The sequence below is a fragment of the Chryseomicrobium sp. FSL W7-1435 genome, assembly GCF_038595005.1.
Lineage (GTDB): Bacteria > Bacillota > Bacilli > Bacillales_A > Planococcaceae > Chryseomicrobium.
In genome coordinates this window covers 431,827-453,590 of the sequence record NZ_CP151997.1, presented here as the reverse complement: position 1 = coordinate 453,590, position 21,764 = coordinate 431,827, and the positions used below count along the sequence as shown (strand labels likewise).

11 protein-coding genes, 11 tRNA genes and 6 rRNA genes are annotated in these 21,764 nt (G+C 47.7%); 5 read left to right on the top strand and 23 right to left on the bottom strand.

Translation table 11 applies throughout. The annotated features are described in order from the left end of the window. Nucleotides 1–49 precede the first annotated feature (49 nt). The 4 genes from putP (at nt 50) to MKY84_RS02510 (ending at nt 4,530) form a co-directional block, all read left to right on the top strand. Entirely contained in the window at nt 50–1,540 is a 1,491-nt protein-coding gene (gene putP, locus MKY84_RS02525) for a sodium/proline symporter PutP (RefSeq protein ID WP_342527530.1), read from the top strand. A gap of 136 nt (nt 1,541–1,676) precedes the next feature. Continuing rightward, the gene (locus MKY84_RS02520; RefSeq protein WP_342527528.1) at nt 1,677–2,702 is read left to right on the top strand and encodes a fatty acid desaturase; all 1,026 of its coding nucleotides are present in this window, start codon (nt 1,677–1,679) and stop codon (nt 2,700–2,702) included. A 99-nt stretch (nt 2,703–2,801) separates the two neighbouring features. Continuing rightward, entirely contained in the window at nt 2,802–3,923 is a 1,122-nt protein-coding gene (locus MKY84_RS02515; protein WP_342527526.1) for a sensor histidine kinase, read from the top strand. A 7-nt stretch (nt 3,924–3,930) separates the two neighbouring features. Then, complete coding sequence (locus MKY84_RS02510; RefSeq protein ID WP_342527525.1) at nt 3,931–4,530, top strand: response regulator transcription factor; 600 nt, start codon at nt 3,931–3,933, stop codon at nt 4,528–4,530. A gap of 14 nt (nt 4,531–4,544) precedes the next feature. Here MKY84_RS02510 and MKY84_RS02505 read toward each other — a convergent pair whose 3' ends face one another. From MKY84_RS02505 to MKY84_RS02485, 5 genes are read right to left on the bottom strand one after another with little or no spacing between them, the layout of a single operon-like run. Continuing rightward, nucleotides 4,545–5,348, bottom strand: coding sequence for a metallophosphoesterase (locus tag MKY84_RS02505; RefSeq protein WP_342527523.1), 804 nt, complete (start codon nt 5,346–5,348; stop codon nt 4,545–4,547). Between the two features lie 36 nt (nt 5,349–5,384). Beyond that, on the bottom strand, nt 5,385–6,101 hold the full coding sequence (locus MKY84_RS02500; RefSeq protein ID WP_342527521.1) for a CBS domain-containing protein: 717 nt from the start codon (nt 6,099–6,101) through the stop codon (nt 5,385–5,387). Nucleotides 6,102–6,112: 11 nt separating this feature from the next. After that, a complete protein-coding gene (locus MKY84_RS02495; RefSeq protein ID WP_342527519.1) occupies nt 6,113–6,895 on the bottom strand; it encodes an ABC transporter permease subunit in 783 nt (260 codons plus the stop codon). After that, nucleotides 6,892–7,794 (bottom strand): ABC transporter ATP-binding protein, encoded by a 903-nt coding sequence (locus MKY84_RS02490; protein ID WP_342527518.1) that lies wholly within the window; start codon nt 7,792–7,794, stop codon nt 6,892–6,894. Before MKY84_RS02490 ends, MKY84_RS02495 begins: the two co-directional genes overlap by 4 nt. Further along, on the bottom strand, nt 7,791–7,991 hold the full coding sequence (locus MKY84_RS02485; protein ID WP_342527517.1) for a PLD nuclease N-terminal domain-containing protein: 201 nt from the start codon (nt 7,989–7,991) through the stop codon (nt 7,791–7,793). The genes MKY84_RS02490 and MKY84_RS02485 overlap by 4 nt, the downstream gene beginning before the upstream one ends. Nucleotides 7,992–8,134: 143 nt before the next feature. On the opposite strand from MKY84_RS02485, the gene MKY84_RS02480 reads away from it, so the two are divergent. Next, complete coding sequence (locus MKY84_RS02480; RefSeq protein WP_342527516.1) at nt 8,135–8,335, top strand: CsbD family protein; 201 nt, start codon at nt 8,135–8,137, stop codon at nt 8,333–8,335. A 328-nt stretch (nt 8,336–8,663) separates the two neighbouring features. Here the strand turns inward: MKY84_RS02480 and rrf (MKY84_RS02475) are convergent. The 18 genes from rrf (MKY84_RS02475) to lysS form a co-directional block, all read right to left on the bottom strand. Beyond that, nucleotides 8,664–8,779: ribosomal RNA gene (gene rrf / locus MKY84_RS02475) — 5S ribosomal RNA — on the bottom strand. Between the two features lie 47 nt (nt 8,780–8,826). Beyond that, nucleotides 8,827–11,752, bottom strand: a 23S ribosomal RNA gene (locus tag MKY84_RS02470). A 111-nt stretch (nt 11,753–11,863) separates the two neighbouring features. Continuing rightward, nucleotides 11,864–11,939: transfer RNA gene (locus tag MKY84_RS02465), tRNA-Ala, on the bottom strand. A gap of 24 nt (nt 11,940–11,963) precedes the next feature. After that, nucleotides 11,964–12,040: transfer RNA gene (locus MKY84_RS02460), tRNA-Ile, on the bottom strand. A 91-nt stretch (nt 12,041–12,131) separates the two neighbouring features. Then, nucleotides 12,132–13,686, bottom strand: a 16S ribosomal RNA gene (locus MKY84_RS02455). 192 nt (nt 13,687–13,878) lie between these two features. Continuing rightward, a tRNA-Ala gene (locus MKY84_RS02450) sits at nt 13,879–13,954 on the bottom strand. Between the two features lie 12 nt (nt 13,955–13,966). Further along, nucleotides 13,967–14,043 (bottom strand) — tRNA-Pro (locus tag MKY84_RS02445). Between the two features lie 5 nt (nt 14,044–14,048). Then, a tRNA-Arg gene (locus MKY84_RS02440) sits at nt 14,049–14,125 on the bottom strand. Between the two features lie 10 nt (nt 14,126–14,135). Then, nucleotides 14,136–14,224 (bottom strand) — tRNA-Leu (locus MKY84_RS02435). A gap of 25 nt (nt 14,225–14,249) precedes the next feature. After that, nucleotides 14,250–14,324: transfer RNA gene (locus MKY84_RS02430), tRNA-Gly, on the bottom strand. A gap of 24 nt (nt 14,325–14,348) precedes the next feature. Continuing rightward, nucleotides 14,349–14,433, bottom strand: a tRNA-Leu gene (locus MKY84_RS02425). Between the two features lie 13 nt (nt 14,434–14,446). Then, nucleotides 14,447–14,522 (bottom strand) — tRNA-Lys (locus tag MKY84_RS02420). Between the two features lie 8 nt (nt 14,523–14,530). Further along, nucleotides 14,531–14,606 (bottom strand) — tRNA-Thr (locus MKY84_RS02415). Nucleotides 14,607–14,628: 22 nt separating this feature from the next. Beyond that, a tRNA-Val gene (locus tag MKY84_RS02410) sits at nt 14,629–14,704 on the bottom strand. A gap of 4 nt (nt 14,705–14,708) precedes the next feature. After that, nucleotides 14,709–14,824, bottom strand: a 5S ribosomal RNA gene (rrf, locus tag MKY84_RS02405). 114 nt (nt 14,825–14,938) lie between these two features. Next, nucleotides 14,939–17,864 (bottom strand): 23S ribosomal RNA (locus tag MKY84_RS02400). Between the two features lie 189 nt (nt 17,865–18,053). After that, a 16S ribosomal RNA gene (locus MKY84_RS02395) occupies nt 18,054–19,608 on the bottom strand. The 16S, 23S and 5S rRNA genes sit together here with 11 tRNA genes alongside, the layout of an rRNA operon. Nucleotides 19,609–20,181: 573 nt before the next feature. After that, nucleotides 20,182–21,672, bottom strand: coding sequence for a lysine--tRNA ligase (gene lysS / locus MKY84_RS02390; RefSeq protein ID WP_342527515.1), 1,491 nt, complete (start codon nt 21,670–21,672; stop codon nt 20,182–20,184). Nucleotides 21,673–21,764: the final 92 nt, after the last annotated feature.

The following is a 21,764-nucleotide window of genomic DNA, read 5'->3' as shown; positions in this document are numbered from 1 at the left end:
AGAATGCAATATACTTGTTACTATGAAATTTGAAAAGGAGGTTATTATCATGTCAGCAGAAACTTATCAGATTATTGCTATTATTATTTACATGGTCGCGATGCTTGCTATTGGTTACTATGCCTACCGCAAAACGACAAACTTAAATGATTACATGTTAGGTGGACGTGATCTAGGTCCAGCTGTAACAGCTCTAAGTGCCGGCGCGGCAGATATGTCAGCTTGGTTGCTCATGGGTCTACCGGGAGCTATTTACCTATCAGGCTTAACTAGTGCTTGGATTGCTATCGGACTTACAATCGGAGCTTATTTAAACTGGGTGTACGTTGCCCCCCGCCTGCGAGTTTACACAGAAGTATCTAATAACGCCATCACCATCCCAAGTTACTTGGATAACCGTCTAAAAGGAAAATCTTCTCTTATTCGGATTGCGTCAGGTATCATCATTTTACTATTCTTTACGTTCTATGTATCGTCGGGAATGGTAGCTGGTGGAAAATTCTTCGACAGTTCATTTGGTCTTGATTACCACACAGGACTTCTGATCGTATCGGCTGTTGTAGTCGCATACACGTTGTTCGGTGGATTCCTAGCTGTAAGTTACACAGACTTTTTACAAGGTCTTATGATGTTTATCGCTTTGATCTTAGTGCCATCTATCGGTGTTATTGCACTTGGTGGATTTAGCGAAACTGTAGATGCGATTCGAGCTGTAGAACCAAATCACTTCAGCTTGTTTGCAGGCACTACAGTACTTGGGATTATCTCAACTGCTGCTTGGGGTCTTGGTTATTTTGGACAACCTCACATTATCGTTCGTTTTATGGCGATTAAATCGGTGCGCGAAGCAAAATCTGCTCGTCGCATTGGAATCGGATGGATGATTTTCAGCTTATTAGGTGCGATTGCTACAGCACTAGTTGGGGTTGCTTACTTCAGCCAAGCTGGACAAACACCATTAACAGAGACAACTGCTGAAACAGTTTTCATCGTTCTTGGACAAGCCGTCTTCCATCCGTTCATCGCTGGTCTTATGCTAGCAGCAATTTTAGCGGCAATCATGAGCACAATTTCTTCACAATTGATTGTAACGTCTTCAGCTTTAGTTGAAGATTTATACAAAAAAGTCGTGAAATCTGATGCAGAAGATAAAACATACGTCTTACTTGGACGTATCGCTGTTCTTGTAGTGGCAATTGTTGCTGGAGCTTTGGCTTGGGAACAAAATGAAACGATTCTCGGTTTAGTTGAGTTTGCATGGGCAGGATTTGGTGCTTCATTCGGTCCAGTCATCCTACTTTCCCTTTACTGGAGAAAACTTACGTCTGAAGGCGCATTAGCAGGAATGCTGGTTGGTGCCATTGTTGTCATCATCTGGGCGAACGTTCCTGTCTTGAAAGATGCTATGTATGAAATCGTTCCTGGTTTCATCCTGAGCTTGATTGTAACTGTTGTCGTTAGTATTGTGACATACAAACCGAATCCGGAAATCGAACGTGAATTTGATGAAACAAACCGTTTAATCGAAGAATCGAAGTAAGGACCGGATAGCTCTCGCCTTGTGCGGGAGCTTTTTTTATGACAACTGTCATGTTGGTTTGCTTACATGTGTTTCTATTATCTGGTCCTATATTTACGTATGCTAAGTATATGAAATCACGACTAGGAGGCTTCACATGGACAAACAACGAATCCGCGAGCTACGTAAGCAAGTTGCTCCCTTTGAAAATTCACATTTGAGCAAGAGTATTACACAAGTCTTGAACACCATCCCGCCTTTATTCTTAGTGTGGGCATTGGCGTATATGGCCTTTGACGTCTCAGTTTGGCTGAGTGTCGGTTTAGCTGTTATTGCTGCTGGATTCATGGTCCGTACTTTTATTATTTTCCATGATTGTACGCATGGTTCTTTCTTTAAAAACAAAAAAGCCAACAACATCATGGGAACGATTACAGGTATCTTGACATTGTTTGCCTATGAAAAATGGAAACGTGAGCACTCGATCCACCATGCAACAAGCAGTAACCTCGACAAACGAGGCACAGGTGACATGTGGGTAATGACAGTGGAAGAATACACAAATGCATCAGTAGGTCAGCGTATCGCATACCGTCTGTACCGCAATCCACTTGTGATGTTTGGACTTGGTCCTATCTACTTATTCCTAGTGTCTAGTCGTATTAACCGTAAGGATGCTCGTCCTAAAGAGCGTTGGAACACACACTTAATTACTCTTTCTGTAATTGTCCTTTATACACTTGCTGGATTCTTACTTGGCTGGACAGAATTTGCCATCATCCAAGGTACAACGGTTTATGTAGCTGGCGTACTCGGCATTTGGTTGTTCTACGTCCAACATCAGTTTGAAGACTCTTATTTCGAAGAAGAAGCTGAATGGGATTACGTGAAAGCAGCTGTTGATGGAAGCTCGTACTACCAACTTCCAAAAGTATTGCAGTGGTTGACAGGAAATATTGGCTACCACCACGTGCATCATTTAAGCCCACGCGTACCGAATTATATGCTAGAAGAAGCGCACGAAAGTACACCACCGCTTCACCAAGCGACAACGATTACTTTAGCGACAAGCTTAACTGCACTGAAGTTCCGTCTGTATGATGAAACTGCAAAAACATTCATCTCGTTTAAAGATTGGAAGCAGCGATATATGCGCACTGCTTCTACACAAGCAAAGGGGTAACCCTTTCCCTCTGTTCCTCTAAACCTTATACTAGAGGGAACAGAGATTGCTTGCCTGGCCATTCTCTGGCCAGGCTATTTTTTATGGGAGGTTTGACACATGCCAAAATGGTATCAGCTTTTCCCGCGGTCCCCATGGCTTAGCCTGTATGCCTGGATCGTGTTTTGTGTCCTGCCTTTCTTCTTTTTATTCCGTTCTACGGGCTGGGAAGAAATTGTGCTTGGACTCAGTTTACTTGGCTTGTTTTTCTTATTGTATCGATTCTCTTTCTTTTTAAAAGGGTCGTTGTTTTACATAGCCGTCTTGCTCGAAATGGGCATAGCCGTTGCCATGACTGTGCTCTTTGGTTATGTATATCTCAGTATTTTCCTTGCGTTCTTTATTGGCTTCATCGAAAACAAGACGCGGTTCTTTGTCCTTTATGGCATTCACGTACTAACCGTGACACTCAGTGTAGTGTTCGGCTTCTTTACTCAATTTGAGCTATTTATTTCCCATCTTCCCTTTCTAATTGTCACATTGATTGGTATTGTTCTCCTTCCTTTCGCGACTTTTAACAAAGTCCGTCAAGACTATCTGACAGGCGAATTGGAACATGCGCATGAGCAAATCGCTCATATGAGTGTTATGGAAGAACGTCAACGAATTGCTCGGGATTTACATGACACGCTTGGCCAAAAGCTTTCCCTGATTGGACTAAAAAGTGAACTTGCTTCAAAATTGATGGATAAAGATCCGGCGCGAGCTAAATTAGAATTGAAAGAAGTTCACCAGACGGCGCGCTTGGCTCTAAAAGAAGTCCGCGAACTTGTCTCCACCATTCGAACAGTTCATTTTGAAGATGAAGTGGACGCTGCATCTCAATTATTAGAAGCTGCAGATATTCAATTCATTCGTGAAGGCGGTCGCATGCATGAAAACTTGCCACTGCTCATTGAATCGATTCTCAGTATGGCGTTGAAAGAATCTGTCACAAATGTCGTTAAACATAGTCAAGCAAGCTATTGTCGATTAAATGTGAATAGCTCTCCTCAGCTCACTGTCTTGCAAATTGAAGATGACGGTGTCGGGAGTGAATTATCCCATTTTATTGAAGGAAACGGTCTAGCAGGTATGCGGGAGCGGATTGAATTTGTAAACGGGTCGTTAACGATTGAACAGCATCATGGAACGCGCCTGACGATTGCTGTACCCCATGTAGCACCGAAGAGAAAGGAGTAACTACTTTATGATTCGAATTGTACTTGCAGAAGATCAGCGTATGCTTTTAGGCGCTCTTGGATCACTTCTAGATCTCGAGGAGGATATGGAAGTTGTAGGTCTTGCCCGTGATGGTCAAGAGGCTTACAAGCTTGTAGAGGACCTCTCACCCGACATCTGCATCACGGATATTGAAATGCCCCATTTAAATGGCCTGGAGCTCGCCGAAAAATTGAAAGCACATCCCTGCAAAGTTTTGATTCTAACAACATTTGCTCGCTCTGGCTATTTTGAAAAAGCACGACAAGCTAATGTCGATGGCTACTTAATCAAAGATAGTCCTAGCGAAGAGCTTGCGTATGCCATCCGCTCCATTTTAAATGGCCGCAAAATGTACTCACCTGAGCTAATGGAGCTAGCATTCGATGCCCCAAACCCTCTGACAGCTCGCGAACTGCAAATCATGGAACTTATGGCAGAAGGTAAAAGTTCTAAAGAAATTTCCGCTGTTCTGTTTCTGTCTTCTGGGACAGTCCGCAATTATATTTCTGTGATCTTAGACAAGTTGCAAGTCAGTAATCGAATAGAAGCGATTTCCCGCGCACAAGAAAAAGGCTGGTTCAAATAAGAACCGGCCTTTACTTATGGCGTAATGGTAACTTTGATCACTTCAGGTCTATTAAACAATCGGAAGGGAAAGAGACTGTTCCCAAGCCCTCGACTGACAATCATTTGTGTTGCCTCTTTTTCATGAATACCAGCTGTATAAGTAGGGAACAACCCTTGGCCTGGGGCAATCAATCCTCCGATGCCAGGGATTCGAAATTGGCCTCCATGCGCATGGCCCGAGAATACAAGTTGTTCCCCGGCAGAAACGTAGTCTTCAAACACTTCAGGCCGGTGGGATAAGGTCAGTCTTGGCAACTCTGAGCGTCGATGGAGTGCCAACACATCCGCTACAGACGCTCCCGTCAATGGATCCTCAATTCCCAGTAACTCAATGGATTGCCCTTCAATAGCTACCGTCACAAGCTCATTCGATAGAGCTTGAACGCCTAGCTGAGAAAGACGGGATTTAATTTCACTTTCTTGCCCTGTGGCAATTTCATGGTTGCCTGTCACATAATAAACAGGAGCAATCTCAACAAAACCACTCACGGCCTTCAAACTTTTCTCCAAATCATAGCGATTGCTATCAATAATATCTCCTGTCAAAAAGATTAAATCTGGCTGTTGCTCTTTGACCGTCTTGATCAACTCTTCTTGTCCTTCTCCAAACTCAGCATCGTGCAGGTCTGAAACATGTGAAATCGTCAGACCCTCCAGTTCTGGAGGAAGTCCTTGTAGTTGAATAGTTTGAGATGTGCTAGCTATTGTAGTATTTCCGTAGTAAGTGGCCGCTGCTAAAAGAGTCAGTAACGCACTAATCGTCAGTAATTTCTTCATATGTCATTCCTTGTAGAATTATTTCCCGGGAAATAGCTAATTGATCTTTAATATGTCGACTGGTGTAACAATTCCGAGCAATTTAGTACCAGGCGTACCGTCCTCTGTAACTAATAGCGCTTCAAGTCGGTGACCATGGGTTAGCTCGCTCTTAAACATTTCTTCCGCCACATAGGCAGAAGTGGCTGCACTGATAAAACGATGATTGTCTCGATGATTTTCGTGAACTAAAATATCTTTCAATGTTGTTTTACGAAGTGATACTGCTTCCTCTTGAATCGTACTCGCCAAAAATCTTGTGATTCCTACTGGTGTAACAAGTCCTTTAAACTCCGACCCTAAGTAGACCGGAAATTGATTGAATTTCTTTTCGCGGATCACCTTTAGCGCGTGACTAAGGGAATCTCCAAATTGAAAGGTCAAAACATCTCCCTGAAAAATTTCACCTACAGAATTCGGGTGCAACAAGGCCTGTTCGATCTCCTCCATCTTCGCAACCACATCATCATGGGGTTCTGCTATCACAAATTCAGTAGAAGTCCGGTGATGGATAATCGCATTACGCAAGTCACCATATTCCCGTAAATCTGCCTCATAACGACGAATAACGGCACTTTTTTTCTTCGCCATATCAATTAGGCGGAAAAAAGAAGAATGCTCCTTAGCACCAGCCAGTTCTTTCATTTCTTGATCAATACGATTATATGCTGATATAAAGCGGTCTGAATTGCGTTCTTTTTGTTGTTGCCCCATAAGTTCTCCACCTAGATTGTGACATTTGCAGAGCGTTTGCGTGCGATAAGTATGGATAGCGTAACGCATAGCGTTATTAAAAGTACAGCAATACCTACTGTCCATAAAACGTCATGAGTGGTCGTTTCTTCCACCATAATCATAGCGGAGTAATTAGCCAGTTTCCAAGGTGTATAGGGCCAATATCTAAAAATAAGTCCGTCAATCATTGGAAAGAAGACAATTAAGAATAGTGATGCTGCTGTGGCTATCCCAGGATTGAATAGCGCACTCATTAGAAGGGTAAGGCTAATAGCCAACACAATCCATACTGAATAGACGCCAATGAGTCCTAGAAAGTTCGTAAATGAAAATTCACCAAATAACAGCATAATGTAATACGCGCTGGCACTAACACCAAGCAGGAAACTCCCCAGTAAAACAGCACTGCTGACTGCCCATTTACTAAGTATGTAAGAAGTATACGATAATGGACGAACATATAAAAACGCGGCTGTTCCACTCTTTCTCTCCTTGGCAACCATTCCCGAAAATGCAAAAGCTACAACAAGCATCCCAATAAACTGATACTGACCAATAGTAGATAAGAAGATTTGTTCAGGTGTCATCTCAGGAAGTTGAAAGACGGCGCCGTCTGGCATATTTCCTGCAGACTCTAAAATTTGAGGTAGAAAATAAGTAATGATCGGTTCCATGATACCCAATAAAATAAACACAATAGGAATCCAAAGCCATTTAAAACTACGGACAACTTCTCTCCATTCTTTTAAAGCCAAAACGGAAAACTGATTCATCGTCCATTCACCACCTTCAAGAAGATTTCTTCTAGACTTGCACGTGACCGCTCGACTTTAGTAACCACGCTTTTTTCCAGGACAAGTTGAGCCAATACGTCCTGCATAACGGGTTTCTCTTCATTAATAGCTACGTAAGCAATGTGCTGCTCTTGACGAGCGGGTAATGGCGAGGCATCAACAAAGCTCGCTGCATCTTCTACTGAGGTAAAGTGAACTTCATAATGCGCTTCTTCATATTTTTTCTGAATGGCTGTTAAAGAGCCCTGTTCAATCAGCTTTCCTTGACGCATAAATAGCAATTGATCCGTCATTTCCTGAGCATCGTTTAAAATGTGCGTAGAATACAAAATGGTCGTTGACTGCTGAAGCTCTTTGATCAGATTCAACATTTCTCTTCGACCAATAGGGTCAAGCGCTGAAACAGGTTCGTCTAAAAATAAGAAAGTTGGTTTGTGTACAATAGCTTGTGCCAATCCTAGGCGTTGACGCATACCTCCTGAGAAACCTCCAATTTTCTTTTTCATCGCATCTCCAAGTCCCACAAATGCTAAAGCTTTCTCAGATTCGATACGCGCAGTCTTAGAAGGTACTCCACTTAACCTAGCAGCCATCTCCAAATACTCTAACGAATTCATCCAGCTGTAGAACTTCGGATATTGAGAGAGGAATCCCATCTTTTCACGAAAATCTTGATTGGATTGGCCATCCACTAAAATGGAGCCAGATGTTGGTTCAAGAAGTTTAGTTAACATCGATAAGGTAGTCGTCTTCCCAGCTCCATTCGGTCCGATAAGAGCCGTAGCAGTGCAAGGAGCCAATGAGAAGCTGACATCATCAACCGCTACTTCAGAACCAAACCGTTTCGTTAAGTGTTCAATGTGAATATGTCCACTCATTGTGAATTCCTCCCCATCACGAAGTAAACAATTGGGCCAATTAAGTTGATAAAAATAATAATGAGAGCCCATATCCACTTCGGTCCATTAGTAGCCTCGATACGCACTAAATCAACCAGAGCAACAACAATCAAGATAAATTGCAGAACAAGTATTGGGGCAACCAGCCCCCACGGAATTTCATTTAACACTTCCATAAAAACCCTCCTTTTGTCTTACTCCTTCCTTATACTACGATTGAACCTATTTTACGTTTCAGGTATGACGAGGTTTTATTTAAAATCTCAGGGGTAAATAATTCATAACACAAAAATAGATGATATACGAGGAGGAAATTTAAATGGCAAAAGACGGATTTTCAAATAAGGTTGAAGGCAAACTAGAAAAGGCTTCAGGTAAAGTGAAAGAAACGATTGGTGATGCAACAGATAACCATTCTCTTGAACGCGAAGGACAAAAAGAGCAACTAAAAGGAAATGTAAAAGAAAAAGCAGGTCAAGCTCAGCAAAACTTGGAAGACGTAACAAAAGATCGTAAATAATTTTAAGCTTGGAAATCAATTGATTTCCAAGCTTTTTTTGATTTTTCCACCAGTATCATAATCAATAAATTAAAGAACTACATTATTAGGAAAGGCTTTTTGACTTCTAGAACTCACAGACAGCAATGTGGTAGCGTTTCGATGACTAATTGAAGAGTTTCGGCGATTGTGTCGGAGGTTTTGCCGATTGTGTCGAGAGTTTCGACCTCTATTTTCCGCGTTTCACACGATGCTGCTATTATGGAAACTTAATTGCCCCTCACGGGACTTCACTAGAAAGTTCAAGACAACAAAAAAAGCCACCCCTGACGGGATGACCTTCTTGTGTGCCCAGCGACGTCCTACTCTCACAGGGGGAGACCCCCAACTACCATCGGCGCTGAAGAGCTTAACTTCCGTGTTCGGTATGGGAACGGGTGTGACCTCTTCGCCATCATCACTAGACCTTGAGCCTGTTCGCTCAAAACTGGATAGAACTCCATTGATTTTTTTTGGTTAAGTCCTCGATCGATTAGTATTCGTCAGCTCCACACATCGCTGTGCTTCCACCCCGAACCTATCTACCTCATCGTCTTTGAGGGATCTTACTTACTTGCGTAATGGGAAATCTCATCTTGAGGGGGGCTTCATGCTTAGATGCTTTCAGCACTTATCCCGTCCACACATAGCTACCCAGCGATGCCTTTGGCAAGACAACTGGTACACCAGCGGTGTGTCCATCCCGGTCCTCTCGTACTAAGGACAGCTCCTCTCAAATTTCCTACGCCCACGACGGATAGGGACCGAACTGTCTCACGACGTTCTGAACCCAGCTCGCGTACCGCTTTAATGGGCGAACAGCCCAACCCTTGGGACCGACTACAGCCCCAGGATGCGATGAGCCGACATCGAGGTGCCAAACCTCCCCGTCGATGTGGACTCTTGGGGGAGATAAGCCTGTTATCCCCGGGGTAGCTTTTATCCGTTGAGCGATGGCCCTTCCATGCGGAACCACCGGATCACTAAGCCCGTCTTTCGACCCTGCTCGACTTGTAGGTCTCGCAGTCAAGCTCCCTTATGCCTTTACACTCTACGAATGATTTCCAACCATTCTGAGGGAACCTTTGGGCGCCTCCGTTACACTTTAGGAGGCGACCGCCCCAGTCAAACTGTCCGCCTGACACTGTCTCCTGCCCGGGTAACGGGCATGGGTTAGAACTTCAATACAACCAGGGTAGTATCCCACCGACGCCTCCTCCGAAGCTGGCGCTCCGGGCTCTTAGGCTCCTACCTATCCTGTACAAGTTGCACCAAAGTTCAATATCAGGCTACAGTAAAGCTCCACGGGGTCTTTCCGTCCTGTCGCGGGTAACCTGCATCTTCACAGGTACTATAATTTCACCGAGTCTCTCGTTGAGACAGTGCCCAGATCGTTACGCCTTTCGTGCGGGTCGGAACTTACCCGACAAGGAATTTCGCTACCTTAGGACCGTTATAGTTACGGCCGCCGTTTACTGGGGCTTCAATTCGCACCTTCGCTTGCGCTAAGCACTCCTCTTAACCTTCCAGCACCGGGCAGGCGTCAGCCCCTATACGTCACCTTACGGTTTTGCAGAGACCTGTGTTTTTGCTAAACAGTCGCCTGGGCCTATTCACTGCGGCTCTCTCGGGCTTTCACCCTGTCAGAGCACCCCTTCTCCCGAAGTTACGGGGTCATTTTGCCGAGTTCCTTAACGAGAGTTCACTCGCTCACCTTAGGATTCTCTCCTCGACCACCTGTGTCGGTTTGCGGTACGGGCACCTCCCGCCTCGCTAGAGGCTTTTCTTGGCAGCGTGAAATCAGAAACTTCGGACTACGTCCTCCTCGTCACAGCCTGGTGTTGTAGATGCGGGATTTGCCTCACATCACACCTCACTGCTTGAACGTGCACTTCCAGCCGCACGCTTCCCTATCCTACTGCGTCCCCCCATCACTCAAATGGCGGGGAGGTGGTACAGGAATATCAACCTGTTGTCCATCGTCTACGCCTATCGGCCTCGACTTAGGTCCCGACTGACCCTGAGCGGACGAGCCTTCCTCAGGAAACCTTGGTCATACGGTGGATGGGATTCTCACCCATCTTTCGCTACTCATACCGGCATTCTCACTTCTAAGCGCTCCACCTGTCCTTCCGGTCAAGCTTCGACGCCCTTAGAACGCTCTCCTACCACGCATACCCTAGGTATGCATCCACAGCTTCGGTGAACCGTTTAGCCCCGATACATTTTCGGCGCAGCGTCACTCGACCAGTGAGCTATTACGCACTCTTTAAATGATGGCTGCTTCTAAGCCAACATCCTGGTTGTCTAAGCAACGCCACATCCTTTTCCACTTAACGGTTACTTTGGGACCTTAGCTGGTGGTCTGGGCTGTTTCCCTCTTGACTACGGATCTTATCACTCGCAGTCTGACTCCCAGATACAAATCATCGGCATTCGGAGTTTGTCTGAATTCGGTAACCCGGGATGGGCCCCTAGTCCAAACAGTGCTCTACCTCCGAGATTCTTTATCTGAGGCTAGCCCTAAAGCTATTTCGGAGAGAACCAGCTATCTCCAGGTTCGATTGGAATTTCTCCGCTACCCACACCTCATCCCCGCACTTTTCAACGTGCGTGGGTTCGGACCTCCAGTGAGTGTTACCTCACCTTCATCCTGGACATGGGTAGATCACCTGGTTTCGGGTCTACGACCCCATACTCATTCGCCCTATTCAGACTCGCTTTCGCTGCGGCTCCGTCTCCTCGACTTAACCTTGCATGGAATCGTAACTCGCCGGTTCATTCTACAAAAGGCACGCTATCACCCATTAACGGGCTCTAACTACTTGTAGGCACACGGTTTCAGGATCTGTTTCACTCCCCTTCCGGGGTGCTTTTCACCTTTCCCTCACGGTACTGGTTCACTATCGGTCACTAGGGAGTATTTAGCCTTGGGAGATGGTCCTCCCGGATTCCGACGGAATTTCACGTGTTCCGCCGTACTCAGGATACACTCTGGAGGGCAATAAGTTTGGACTACAGGACTTTTACCTCGTGTCGTGGGCCTTTCCAGACCGCTTCGTCTACCTATCGCCTTTGTAACTCCGTATAGAGTGTCCTACAACCCCAAGAGGCAAGCCTCTTGGTTTGGGCTCTTCCCGTTTCGCTCGCCGCTACTCAGGGAATCGATTTTTCTTTCTCTTCCTCCAGGTACTTAGATGTTTCAGTTCCCTGGGTCTGCCTCCGACCAGCTATGTATTCACTGGAAGGTAACATGCCATTACGCATGCTGGGTTTCCCCATTCGGAAATCTCCGGATCAAAGCTCACTTACAGCTCCCCGAAGCATATCGGTGTTAGTGCCGTCCTTCATAGGCTCCTAGTGCCAAGGCATCCACCGTGCGCCCTTCCTAACTTAACCTAAGTTAGTGCTCCTCTAAAAAAGAAGAGACTTAAGGTCACACGTCAATTGCTTGACGTTGTGTTTTGTTACAATCAATGTCGTTCTATCCAGTTTTCAAAGAACAGGTAATGGTGGAGCCTAGCGGGATCGAACCGCTGACCTCCTGCGTGCAAGGCAGGCGCTCTCCCAGCTGAGCTAAGGCCCCAGTAAAGGGTATCTAATTAAAAAATGGTGGGCCTAAATGGACTCGAACCATCGACCTCACGCTTATCAGGCGTGCGCTCTAACCAGCTGAGCTATAGGCCCCAAAAGAATGCAATTGTACTTGAACATTCAAAACTGAACTGCAAGACGTCAAGTCTCAGACCCAGGGGGTCTGTTCCGAAATATTCCTTAGAAAGGAGGTGATCCAGCCGCACCTTCCGATACGGCTACCTTGTTACGACTTCACCCCAATCATCTGTCCCACCTTCGGCGGCTGGCTCCATAAATGGTTACCCCACCGACTTCGGGTGTTACAAACTCTCGTGGTGTGACGGGCGGTGTGTACAAGGCCCGGGAACGTATTCACCGTGGCATGCTGATCCACGATTACTAGCGATTCCAGCTTCATGTAGGCGAGTTGCAGCCTACAATCCGAACTGAGAATGGTTTTATGGGATTGGCTTGCCCTCGCGGGTTTGCAGCCCTTTGTACCATCCATTGTAGCACGTGTGTAGCCCAGGTCATAAGGGGCATGATGATTTGACGTCATCCCCACCTTCCTCCGGTTTGTCACCGGCAGTCACCTTAGAGTGCCCAACTGAATGCTGGCAACTAAGATCAAGGGTTGCGCTCGTTGCGGGACTTAACCCAACATCTCACGACACGAGCTGACGACAACCATGCACCACCTGTCACCGCCGTCCCCGAAGGGAAGGCCTAGTCTCCTAGGCGGTCGGCGGGATGTCAAGACCTGGTAAGGTTCTTCGCGTTGCTTCGAATTAAACCACATGCTCCACCGCTTGTGCGGGCCCCCGTCAATTCCTTTGAGTTTCAGTCTTGCGACCGTACTCCCCAGGCGGAGTGCTTAATGCGTTAGCTGCAGCACTAAGGGGCGGAAACCCCCTAACACTTAGCACTCATCGTTTACGGCGTGGACTACCAGGGTATCTAATCCTGTTTGCTCCCCACGCTTTCGCGCCTCAGCGTCAGTTACAGACCAGAAAGCCGCCTTCGCCACTGGTGTTCCTCCAAATCTCTACGCATTTCACCGCTACACTTGGAATTCCGCTTTCCTCTTCTGCACTCAAGTCCCCCAGTTTCCAATGACCCTCCACGGTTGAGCCGTGGGCTTTCACATCAGACTTAAGGGACCGCCTGCGCGCGCTTTACGCCCAATGATTCCGGACAACGCTTGCCACCTACGTATTACCGCGGCTGCTGGCACGTAGTTAGCCGTGGCTTTCTAATGAGGTACCGTCAAGGTACCGACAGTTACTCCGGTACTTGTTCTTCCCTCACAACAGAGTTTTACGATCCGAGAACCTTCTTCACTCACGCGGCGTTGCTCCATCAGACTTTCGTCCATTGTGGAAGATTCCCTACTGCTGCCTCCCGTAGGAGTCTGGGCCGTGTCTCAGTCCCAGTGTGGCCGATCACCCTCTCAGGTCGGCTACGCATCGTGGCCTTGGTGAGCCGTTACCTCACCAACTAGCTAATGCGCCGCGGGCCCATCCTGTAGTGACAGCCGAAACCGTCTTTCAACATCGGACCATGAGGTCCGATGGATTATTCGGTATTAGCCCCGGTTTCCCGGAGTTATCCCAATCTACAGGGCAGGTTGCCCACGTGTTACTCACCCGTCCGCCGCTGAATCGAGAGGAGCAAGCTCCTCTTTTCATCCGCTCGACTTGCATGTATTAGGCACGCCGCCAGCGTTCGTCCTGAGCCAGGATCAAACTCTCCATAAAGAGAACTTAATATAAGCTCATTTTGTTGCTGGCATCTGTTACTTTTAAAAAGTAACGATATCCATTTTGAACGTCCGTCACATCCGTTTATAGGAAGTGACTTGGTTCGTGTTTGCGTCACGCACACCCAACGGGGGTCGGGGCGGTGACGCTCTATCTTGACGTCTTGCATGTTCAGTTTTCAATGTTCAATGGTGGAGCCTAGCGGGATCGAACCGCTGACCTCCTGCGTGCAAGGCAGGCGCTCTCCCAGCTGAGCTAAGGCCCCTTAAAGGGTAAATGGTCGAGAAGACAGGATTCGAACCTGCGACCCCTTGGTCCCAAACCAAGTGCTCTACCAAGCTGAGCTACTTCTCGTATTATGGCGCGCCCGAGAGGACTCGAACCTCTAACCGCTTGATTCGTAGTCAAGTACTCTATCCAATTGAGCTACGGGCGCATAGTATAAGTGGTGCCGAGGACCGGAATCGAACCGGTACGGTAGTCACCTACCGCAGGATTTTAAGTCCTGTGCGTCTGCCAGTTCCGCCACCCCGGCAAGGGTGATTTGGGCAAAAAAATAATGGAGCGGAAGACGAGGTTCGAACTCGCGACCCCCACCTTGGCAAGGTGGTGTTCTACCACTGAACTACTTCCGCGTGGCAAGAAATACTATATGAAAATGGTGCGGGTGAAGGGAGTCGAACCCCCACGCCTTGCGGCGCTAGATCCTAAGTCTAGTGCGTCTGCCAGTTCCGCCACACCCGCATGTTCATATAAATGGTGAGCCATGAAGGACTCGAACCTTCGACCCTCTGATTAAAAGTCAGATGCTCTACCAACTGAGCTAATGGCTCTCTTGAAGTGGTGCCGGCGAAAGGACTTGAACCCTCAACCTACTGATTACAAGTCAGTTGCTCTACCAGTTGAGCTACACCGGCACGGTGTTGATTTGATAAAAAATGGTGGAGGATGACGGGATCGAACCGCCGACCCCCTGCTTGTAAGGCAGGTGCTCTCCCAGCTGAGCTAATCCTCCATTTGCCTAGCGACGTCCTACTCTCACAGGGGGAGACCCCCAACTACCATCGGCGCTGAAGAGCTTAACTTCCGTGTTCGGTATGGGAACGGGTGTGACCTCTTCGCCATCGTCACTAGACTGGCTATTCATATGTTGAAAGACAAGCTTTATTATATCAAACCCACCTGCGAATACAAGTGTTTTCTCAATAAAATTTGTTCTTTCAAAACTGGATAGAACTTCATTGATTTTTTGGTTAAGTCCTCGATCGATTAGTATTCGTCAGCTCCACACATCGCTGTGCTTCCACCCCGAACCTATCTACCTCATCGTCTTTGAGGGATCTTACTTACTTGCGTAATGGGAAATCTCATCTTGAGGGGGGCTTCATGCTTAGATGCTTTCAGCACTTATCCCGTCCACACATAGCTACCCAGCGATGCCTTTGGCAAGACAACTGGTACACCAGCGGTGTGTCCATCCCGGTCCTCTCGTACTAAGGACAGCTCCTCTCAAATTTCCTACGCCCACGACGGATAGGGACCGAACTGTCTCACGACGTTCTGAACCCAGCTCGCGTACCGCTTTAATGGGCGAACAGCCCAACCCTTGGGACCGACTACAGCCCCAGGATGCGATGAGCCGACATCGAGGTGCCAAACCTCCCCGTCGATGTGGACTCTTGGGGGAGATAAGCCTGTTATCCCCGGGGTAGCTTTTATCCGTTGAGCGATGGCCCTTCCATGCGGAACCACCGGATCACTAAGCCCGTCTTTCGACCCTGCTCGACTTGTAGGTCTCGCAGTCAAGCTCCCTTATGCCTTTACACTCTACGAATGATTTCCAACCATTCTGAGGGAACCTTTGGGCGCCTCCGTTACACTTTAGGAGGCGACCGCCCCAGTCAAACTGTCCGCCTGACACTGTCTCCTGCCCGGGTAACGGGCATGGGTTAGAACTTCAATACAACCAGGGTAGTATCCCACCGACGCCTCCTCCGAAGCTGGCGCTCCGGGCTCTTAGGCTCCTACCTATCCTGTACAAGTTGCACCAAAGTTCAATATCAGGCTACAGTAAAGCTCCACGGGGTCTTTCCGTCCTGTCGCGGGTAACCTGCATCTTCACAGGTACTATAATTTCACCGAGTCTCTCGTTGAGACAGTGCCCAGATCGTTACGCCTTTCGTGCGGGTCGGAACTTACCCGACAAGGAATTTCGCTACCTTAGGACCGTTATAGTTACGGCCGCCGTTTACTGGGGCTTCAATTCGCACCTTCGCTTGCGCTAAGCACTCCTCTTAACCTTCCAGCACCGGGCAGGCGTCAGCCCCTATACGTCACCTTACGGTTTTGCAGAGACCTGTGTTTTTGCTAAACAGTCGCCTGGGCCTATTCACTGCGGCTCTCTCGGGCTTTCACCCTGTCAGAGCACCCCTTCTCCCGAAGTTACGGGGTCATTTTGCCGAGTTCCTTAACGAGAGTTCACTCGCTCACCTTAGGATTCTCTCCTCGACCACCTGTGTCGGTTTGCGGTACGGGCACCTCCCGCCTCGCTAGAGGCTTTTCTTGGCAGCGTGAAATCAGAAACTTCGGACTACGTCCTCCTCGTCACAGCCTGGTGTTGTAGATGCGGGATTTGCCTCACATCACACCTCACTGCTTGAACGTGCACATCCAACCGCACGCTTCCCTATCCTACTGCGTCCCCCCATCACTCAAATGGCGGGGAGGTGGTACAGGAATATCAACCTGTTGTCCATCGTCTACGCCTATCGGCCTCGACTTAGGTCCCGACTGACCCTGAGCGGACGAGCCTTCCTCAGGAAACCTTGGTCATACGGTGGATGGGATTCTCACCCATCTTTCGCTACTCATACCGGCATTCTCACTTCTAAGCGCTCCACCTGTCCTTCCGGTCAAGCTTCGACGCCCTTAGAACGCTCTCCTACCACGCATACCCTAGGTATGCATCCACAGCTTCGGTGAACCGTTTAGCCCCGATACATTTTCGGCGCAGCGTCACTCGACCAGTGAGCTATTACGCACTCTTTAAATGATGGCTGCTTCTAAGCCAACATCCTGGTTGTCTAAGCAACGCCACATCCTTTTCCACTTAACGGTTACTTTGGGACCTTAGCTGGTGGTCTGGGCTGTTTCCCTCTTGACTACGGATCTTATCACTCGCAGTCTGACTCCCAGATACAAATCATCGGCATTCGGAGTTTGTCTGAATTCGGTAACCCGGGATGGGCCCCTAGTCCAAACAGTGCTCTACCTCCGAGATTCTTTATCTGAGGCTAGCCCTAAAGCTATTTCGGAGAGAACCAGCTATCTCCAGGTTCGATTGGAATTTCTCCGCTACCCACACCTCATCCCCGCACTTTTCAACGTGCGTGGGTTCGGACCTCCAGTGAGTGTTACCTCACCTTCATCCTGGACATGGGTAGATCACCTGGTTTCGGGTCTACGACCCCATACTCATTCGCCCTATTCAGACTCGCTTTCGCTGCGGCTCCGTCTCCTCGACTTAACCTTGCATGGAATCGTAACTCGCCGGTTCATTCTACAAAAGGCACGCTATCACCCATTAACGGGCTCTAACTACTTGTAGGCACACGGTTTCAGGATCTGTTTCACTCCCCTTCCGGGGTGCTTTTCACCTTTCCCTCACGGTACTGGTTCACTATCGGTCACTAGGGAGTATTTAGCCTTGGGAGATGGTCCTCCCGGATTCCGACGGAATTTCACGTGTTCCGCCGTACTCAGGATACACTCTGGAGGGCAATAAGTTTGGACTACAGGACTTTTACCTCGTGTCGTGGGCCTTTCCAGACCGCTTCGTCTACCTATCGCCTTTGTAACTCCGTATAGAGTGTCCTACAACCCCAAGAGGCAAGCCTCTTGGTTTGGGCTCTTCCCGTTTCGCTCGCCGCTACTCAGGGAATCGATTTTTCTTTCTCTTCCTCCAGGTACTTAGATGTTTCAGTTCCCTGGGTCTGCCTCCGACCAGCTATGTATTCACTGGAAGGTAACATGCCATTACGCATGCTGGGTTTCCCCATTCGGAAATCTCCGGATCAAAGCTCACTTACAGCTCCCCGAAGCATATCGGTGTTAGTGCCGTCCTTCATAGGCTCCTAGTGCCAAGGCATCCACCGTGCGCCCTTCCTAACTTAACCTAAGTTAGTGCTCCTCTAAAAAAGAAGAGACTTAAGGTCACACGTCAATTGCTTGACGTTGTGTTTTGTTACAATCAATGTCGTTCTATCCAGTTTTCAAAGAACAGGTTCTGAATGTATGAACATTCAAAACTGAACTGCAAGACGTCAAGTCTCAGACCAAAAGGTCTGTTCCGAAATATTCCTTAGAAAGGAGGTGATCCAGCCGCACCTTCCGATACGGCTACCTTGTTACGACTTCACCCCAATCATCTGTCCCACCTTCGGCGGCTGGCTCCATAAATGGTTACCCCACCGACTTCGGGTGTTACAAACTCTCGTGGTGTGACGGGCGGTGTGTACAAGGCCCGGGAACGTATTCACCGTGGCATGCTGATCCACGATTACTAGCGATTCCAGCTTCATGTAGGCGAGTTGCAGCCTACAATCCGAACTGAGAATGGTTTTATGGGATTGGCTTGCCCTCGCGGGTTTGCAGCCCTTTGTACCATCCATTGTAGCACGTGTGTAGCCCAGGTCATAAGGGGCATGATGATTTGACGTCATCCCCACCTTCCTCCGGTTTGTCACCGGCAGTCACCTTAGAGTGCCCAACTGAATGCTGGCAACTAAGATCAAGGGTTGCGCTCGTTGCGGGACTTAACCCAACATCTCACGACACGAGCTGACGACAACCATGCACCACCTGTCACCGCCGTCCCCGAAGGGAAGGCCTAGTCTCCTAGGCGGTCGGCGGGATGTCAAGACCTGGTAAGGTTCTTCGCGTTGCTTCGAATTAAACCACATGCTCCACCGCTTGTGCGGGCCCCCGTCAATTCCTTTGAGTTTCAGTCTTGCGACCGTACTCCCCAGGCGGAGTGCTTAATGCGTTAGCTGCAGCACTAAGGGGCGGAAACCCCCTAACACTTAGCACTCATCGTTTACGGCGTGGACTACCAGGGTATCTAATCCTGTTTGCTCCCCACGCTTTCGCGCCTCAGCGTCAGTTACAGACCAGAAAGCCGCCTTCGCCACTGGTGTTCCTCCAAATCTCTACGCATTTCACCGCTACACTTGGAATTCCGCTTTCCTCTTCTGCACTCAAGTCCCCCAGTTTCCAATGACCCTCCACGGTTGAGCCGTGGGCTTTCACATCAGACTTAAGGGACCGCCTGCGCGCGCTTTACGCCCAATGATTCCGGACAACGCTTGCCACCTACGTATTACCGCGGCTGCTGGCACGTAGTTAGCCGTGGCTTTCTAATGAGGTACCGTCAAGGTACCGACAGTTACTCCGGTACTTGTTCTTCCCTCACAACAGAGTTTTACGATCCGAGAACCTTCTTCACTCACGCGGCGTTGCTCCATCAGACTTTCGTCCATTGTGGAAGATTCCCTACTGCTGCCTCCCGTAGGAGTCTGGGCCGTGTCTCAGTCCCAGTGTGGCCGATCACCCTCTCAGGTCGGCTACGCATCGTGGCCTTGGTGAGCCGTTACCTCACCAACTAGCTAATGCGCCGCGGGCCCATCCTGTAGTGACAGCCGAAACCGTCTTTCAACATCGGACCATGAGGTCCGATGGATTATTCGGTATTAGCCCCGGTTTCCCGGAGTTATCCCAATCTACAGGGCAGGTTGCCCACGTGTTACTCACCCGTCCGCCGCTGAATCGAGAGGAGCAAGCTCCTCTTTTCATCCGCTCGACTTGCATGTATTAGGCACGCCGCCAGCGTTCGTCCTGAGCCAGGATCAAACTCTCCATAAAGAGAACTTAATATAAGCTCATTTTGTTGCTGGCATCTGTCACTTTTAAAAAGTAACGATATCCATTTTGAACGTCCGTCACATCCGTTTATAGGAAGTGACTTGGTTCGTGTTTGCGTCACGCACACCCAACGGGGGTCGGGGCGGTGACGCTCTATCTTGACGTCTTGCATGTTCAGTTTTCAATGTTCATTTGTATGTGTCGCTCGTTTTGGCGACTTTACTATGATACCAAATTACGAATCGTGATGTCAATTACTTTTTTGAAAAAGTTTTCTCGATGCATTTCGTAATTTAGCAACTTGATTACTATAGCACGGGAAAATAGAAGGTACAAGCACTTTCTCTCAAGTTTTTTCAACAAAGTTTCCTAAGTTCAACATTTAGACTTCACTTAGCGCGTTGTCTATATCTTGTGCTATCGTGCTTGCAACTATAAGAAGAAAAACAATTCACGCAACTTTTCTTCACAAAACAAAAGACTCTCACATCTAGAATTACGAGTGAGAGCCTTCCATTCATCTATCTATCAGTAGGGGTGCCTTCTAACAGCAGCCCCTTAAATATATCCGTACTAATCTTTATGACGCATTAATGGGAACAGTAACACGTCACGTATAGATGGAGAGTTCGTCAACAACATGACTAGACGGTCAATACCAATTCCTAGTCCACCTGTTGGCGGCATTCCATACTCAAGTGCTTCAATAAAGTCATTGTCCATTTCATGCGCTTCGTCGTTCCCTGCTTCTTTTTCAACAAGCTGGGCTTCGAAACGTTCACGCTGATCGATAGGATCATTTAACTCTGTAAATGCATTGGCGTGTTCACGACGCACAATAAATAATTCAAAACGATCTGTAAATCGACCGTCCTCAGGATTTTTCTTAGCAAGTGGTGATACCTCTACTGGATGACCAAAGATGAATGTTGGTTGAACAAGAAGCTCTTCTACTTTCTGTTCAAAGAATTCATTTAAGACATGCCCCACTTCCATAGAAGGTTTTACTTCCACACCGTGTTCAGATGCCAGTGCGTGCGCTTGCTCTTTCGTCATCTCTTGCCAGAAATCTACTCCAGTCACTTCTTTAACCGCATCGGCCATGTGCCAACGCTTCCAGCCTGGAGCTAGGTTTACTTCATCCTCTCCGTATTGCACAGTTGTGGATCCTAAAACTTCTTGTGCAATATGAGCAATTAAGTTTTCTGTCAGGTTCATGATGTCTTGATAATCCGCGTACGCTTCGTAAAGTTCAATCATCGTAAACTCAGGGTTGTGGCGAGTCGAGATTCCTTCGTTACGGAATACGCGACCAATCTCATAAACCTTTTCGAGCCCACCAACAATTAAACGCTTTAAATGAAGCTCGATGGCAATACGCATATAAAGTTCTAGGTCGAGCGCATTATGATGCGTGACGAATGGACGAGCAGCTGCTCCACCTGCGACAGAATGCATCATAGGTGTCTCCACTTCCAAGAATCCTTCATTATCTAAGTAGCGACGCATCGCTTGAATAATACGGCTACGAGTAATGAACGTGTTTTTGCTTTCATCACTTGTCATTAAGTCTAAATAACGTTGGCGATAGCGTTGTTCCACATCTTTTAATCCGTGGAATTTCTCAGGCATTGGACGAAGCGATTTTGTTAGGAACGTGAATTCCGTCGCTTTAATAGAAAGTTCTCCAACGTTGGTACGGAATACAAGTCCTTTAACGCCGACGATATCTCCAAGGTCTGCTGTGTTGAAAGTAGCGTAAGCCTCATCACCAATTGCATCTTTACGAACGTAAATTTGAATTTGGCCACCAAGATCTTGGATATGGGCAAAACCAGCTTTTCCTTTTCCACGCTTGGTCATGATACGACCAGCAGCAATAACTTCATAAGGTGTTTCATCTAATTGTTCTTTCGTGTAGCCTTCGAACTCTTCTATTATCTCGTTACTCAGGTGACTGCGGTCAAAACGTGATCCAAATGGATCCATGCCTTGCTCCTGCATAGACGTCATCTTTTGACGTCTCACCTGTAATTGATCATTTAATTCTTCCATGTTCGACATATTGTCACTCCTTCGCTCTGTTCTACGCCAGATTGCAATAGTTCTATTGTACACAAATTTTGTTTAAACTTCATCTCGTTGAACTGAAGTCT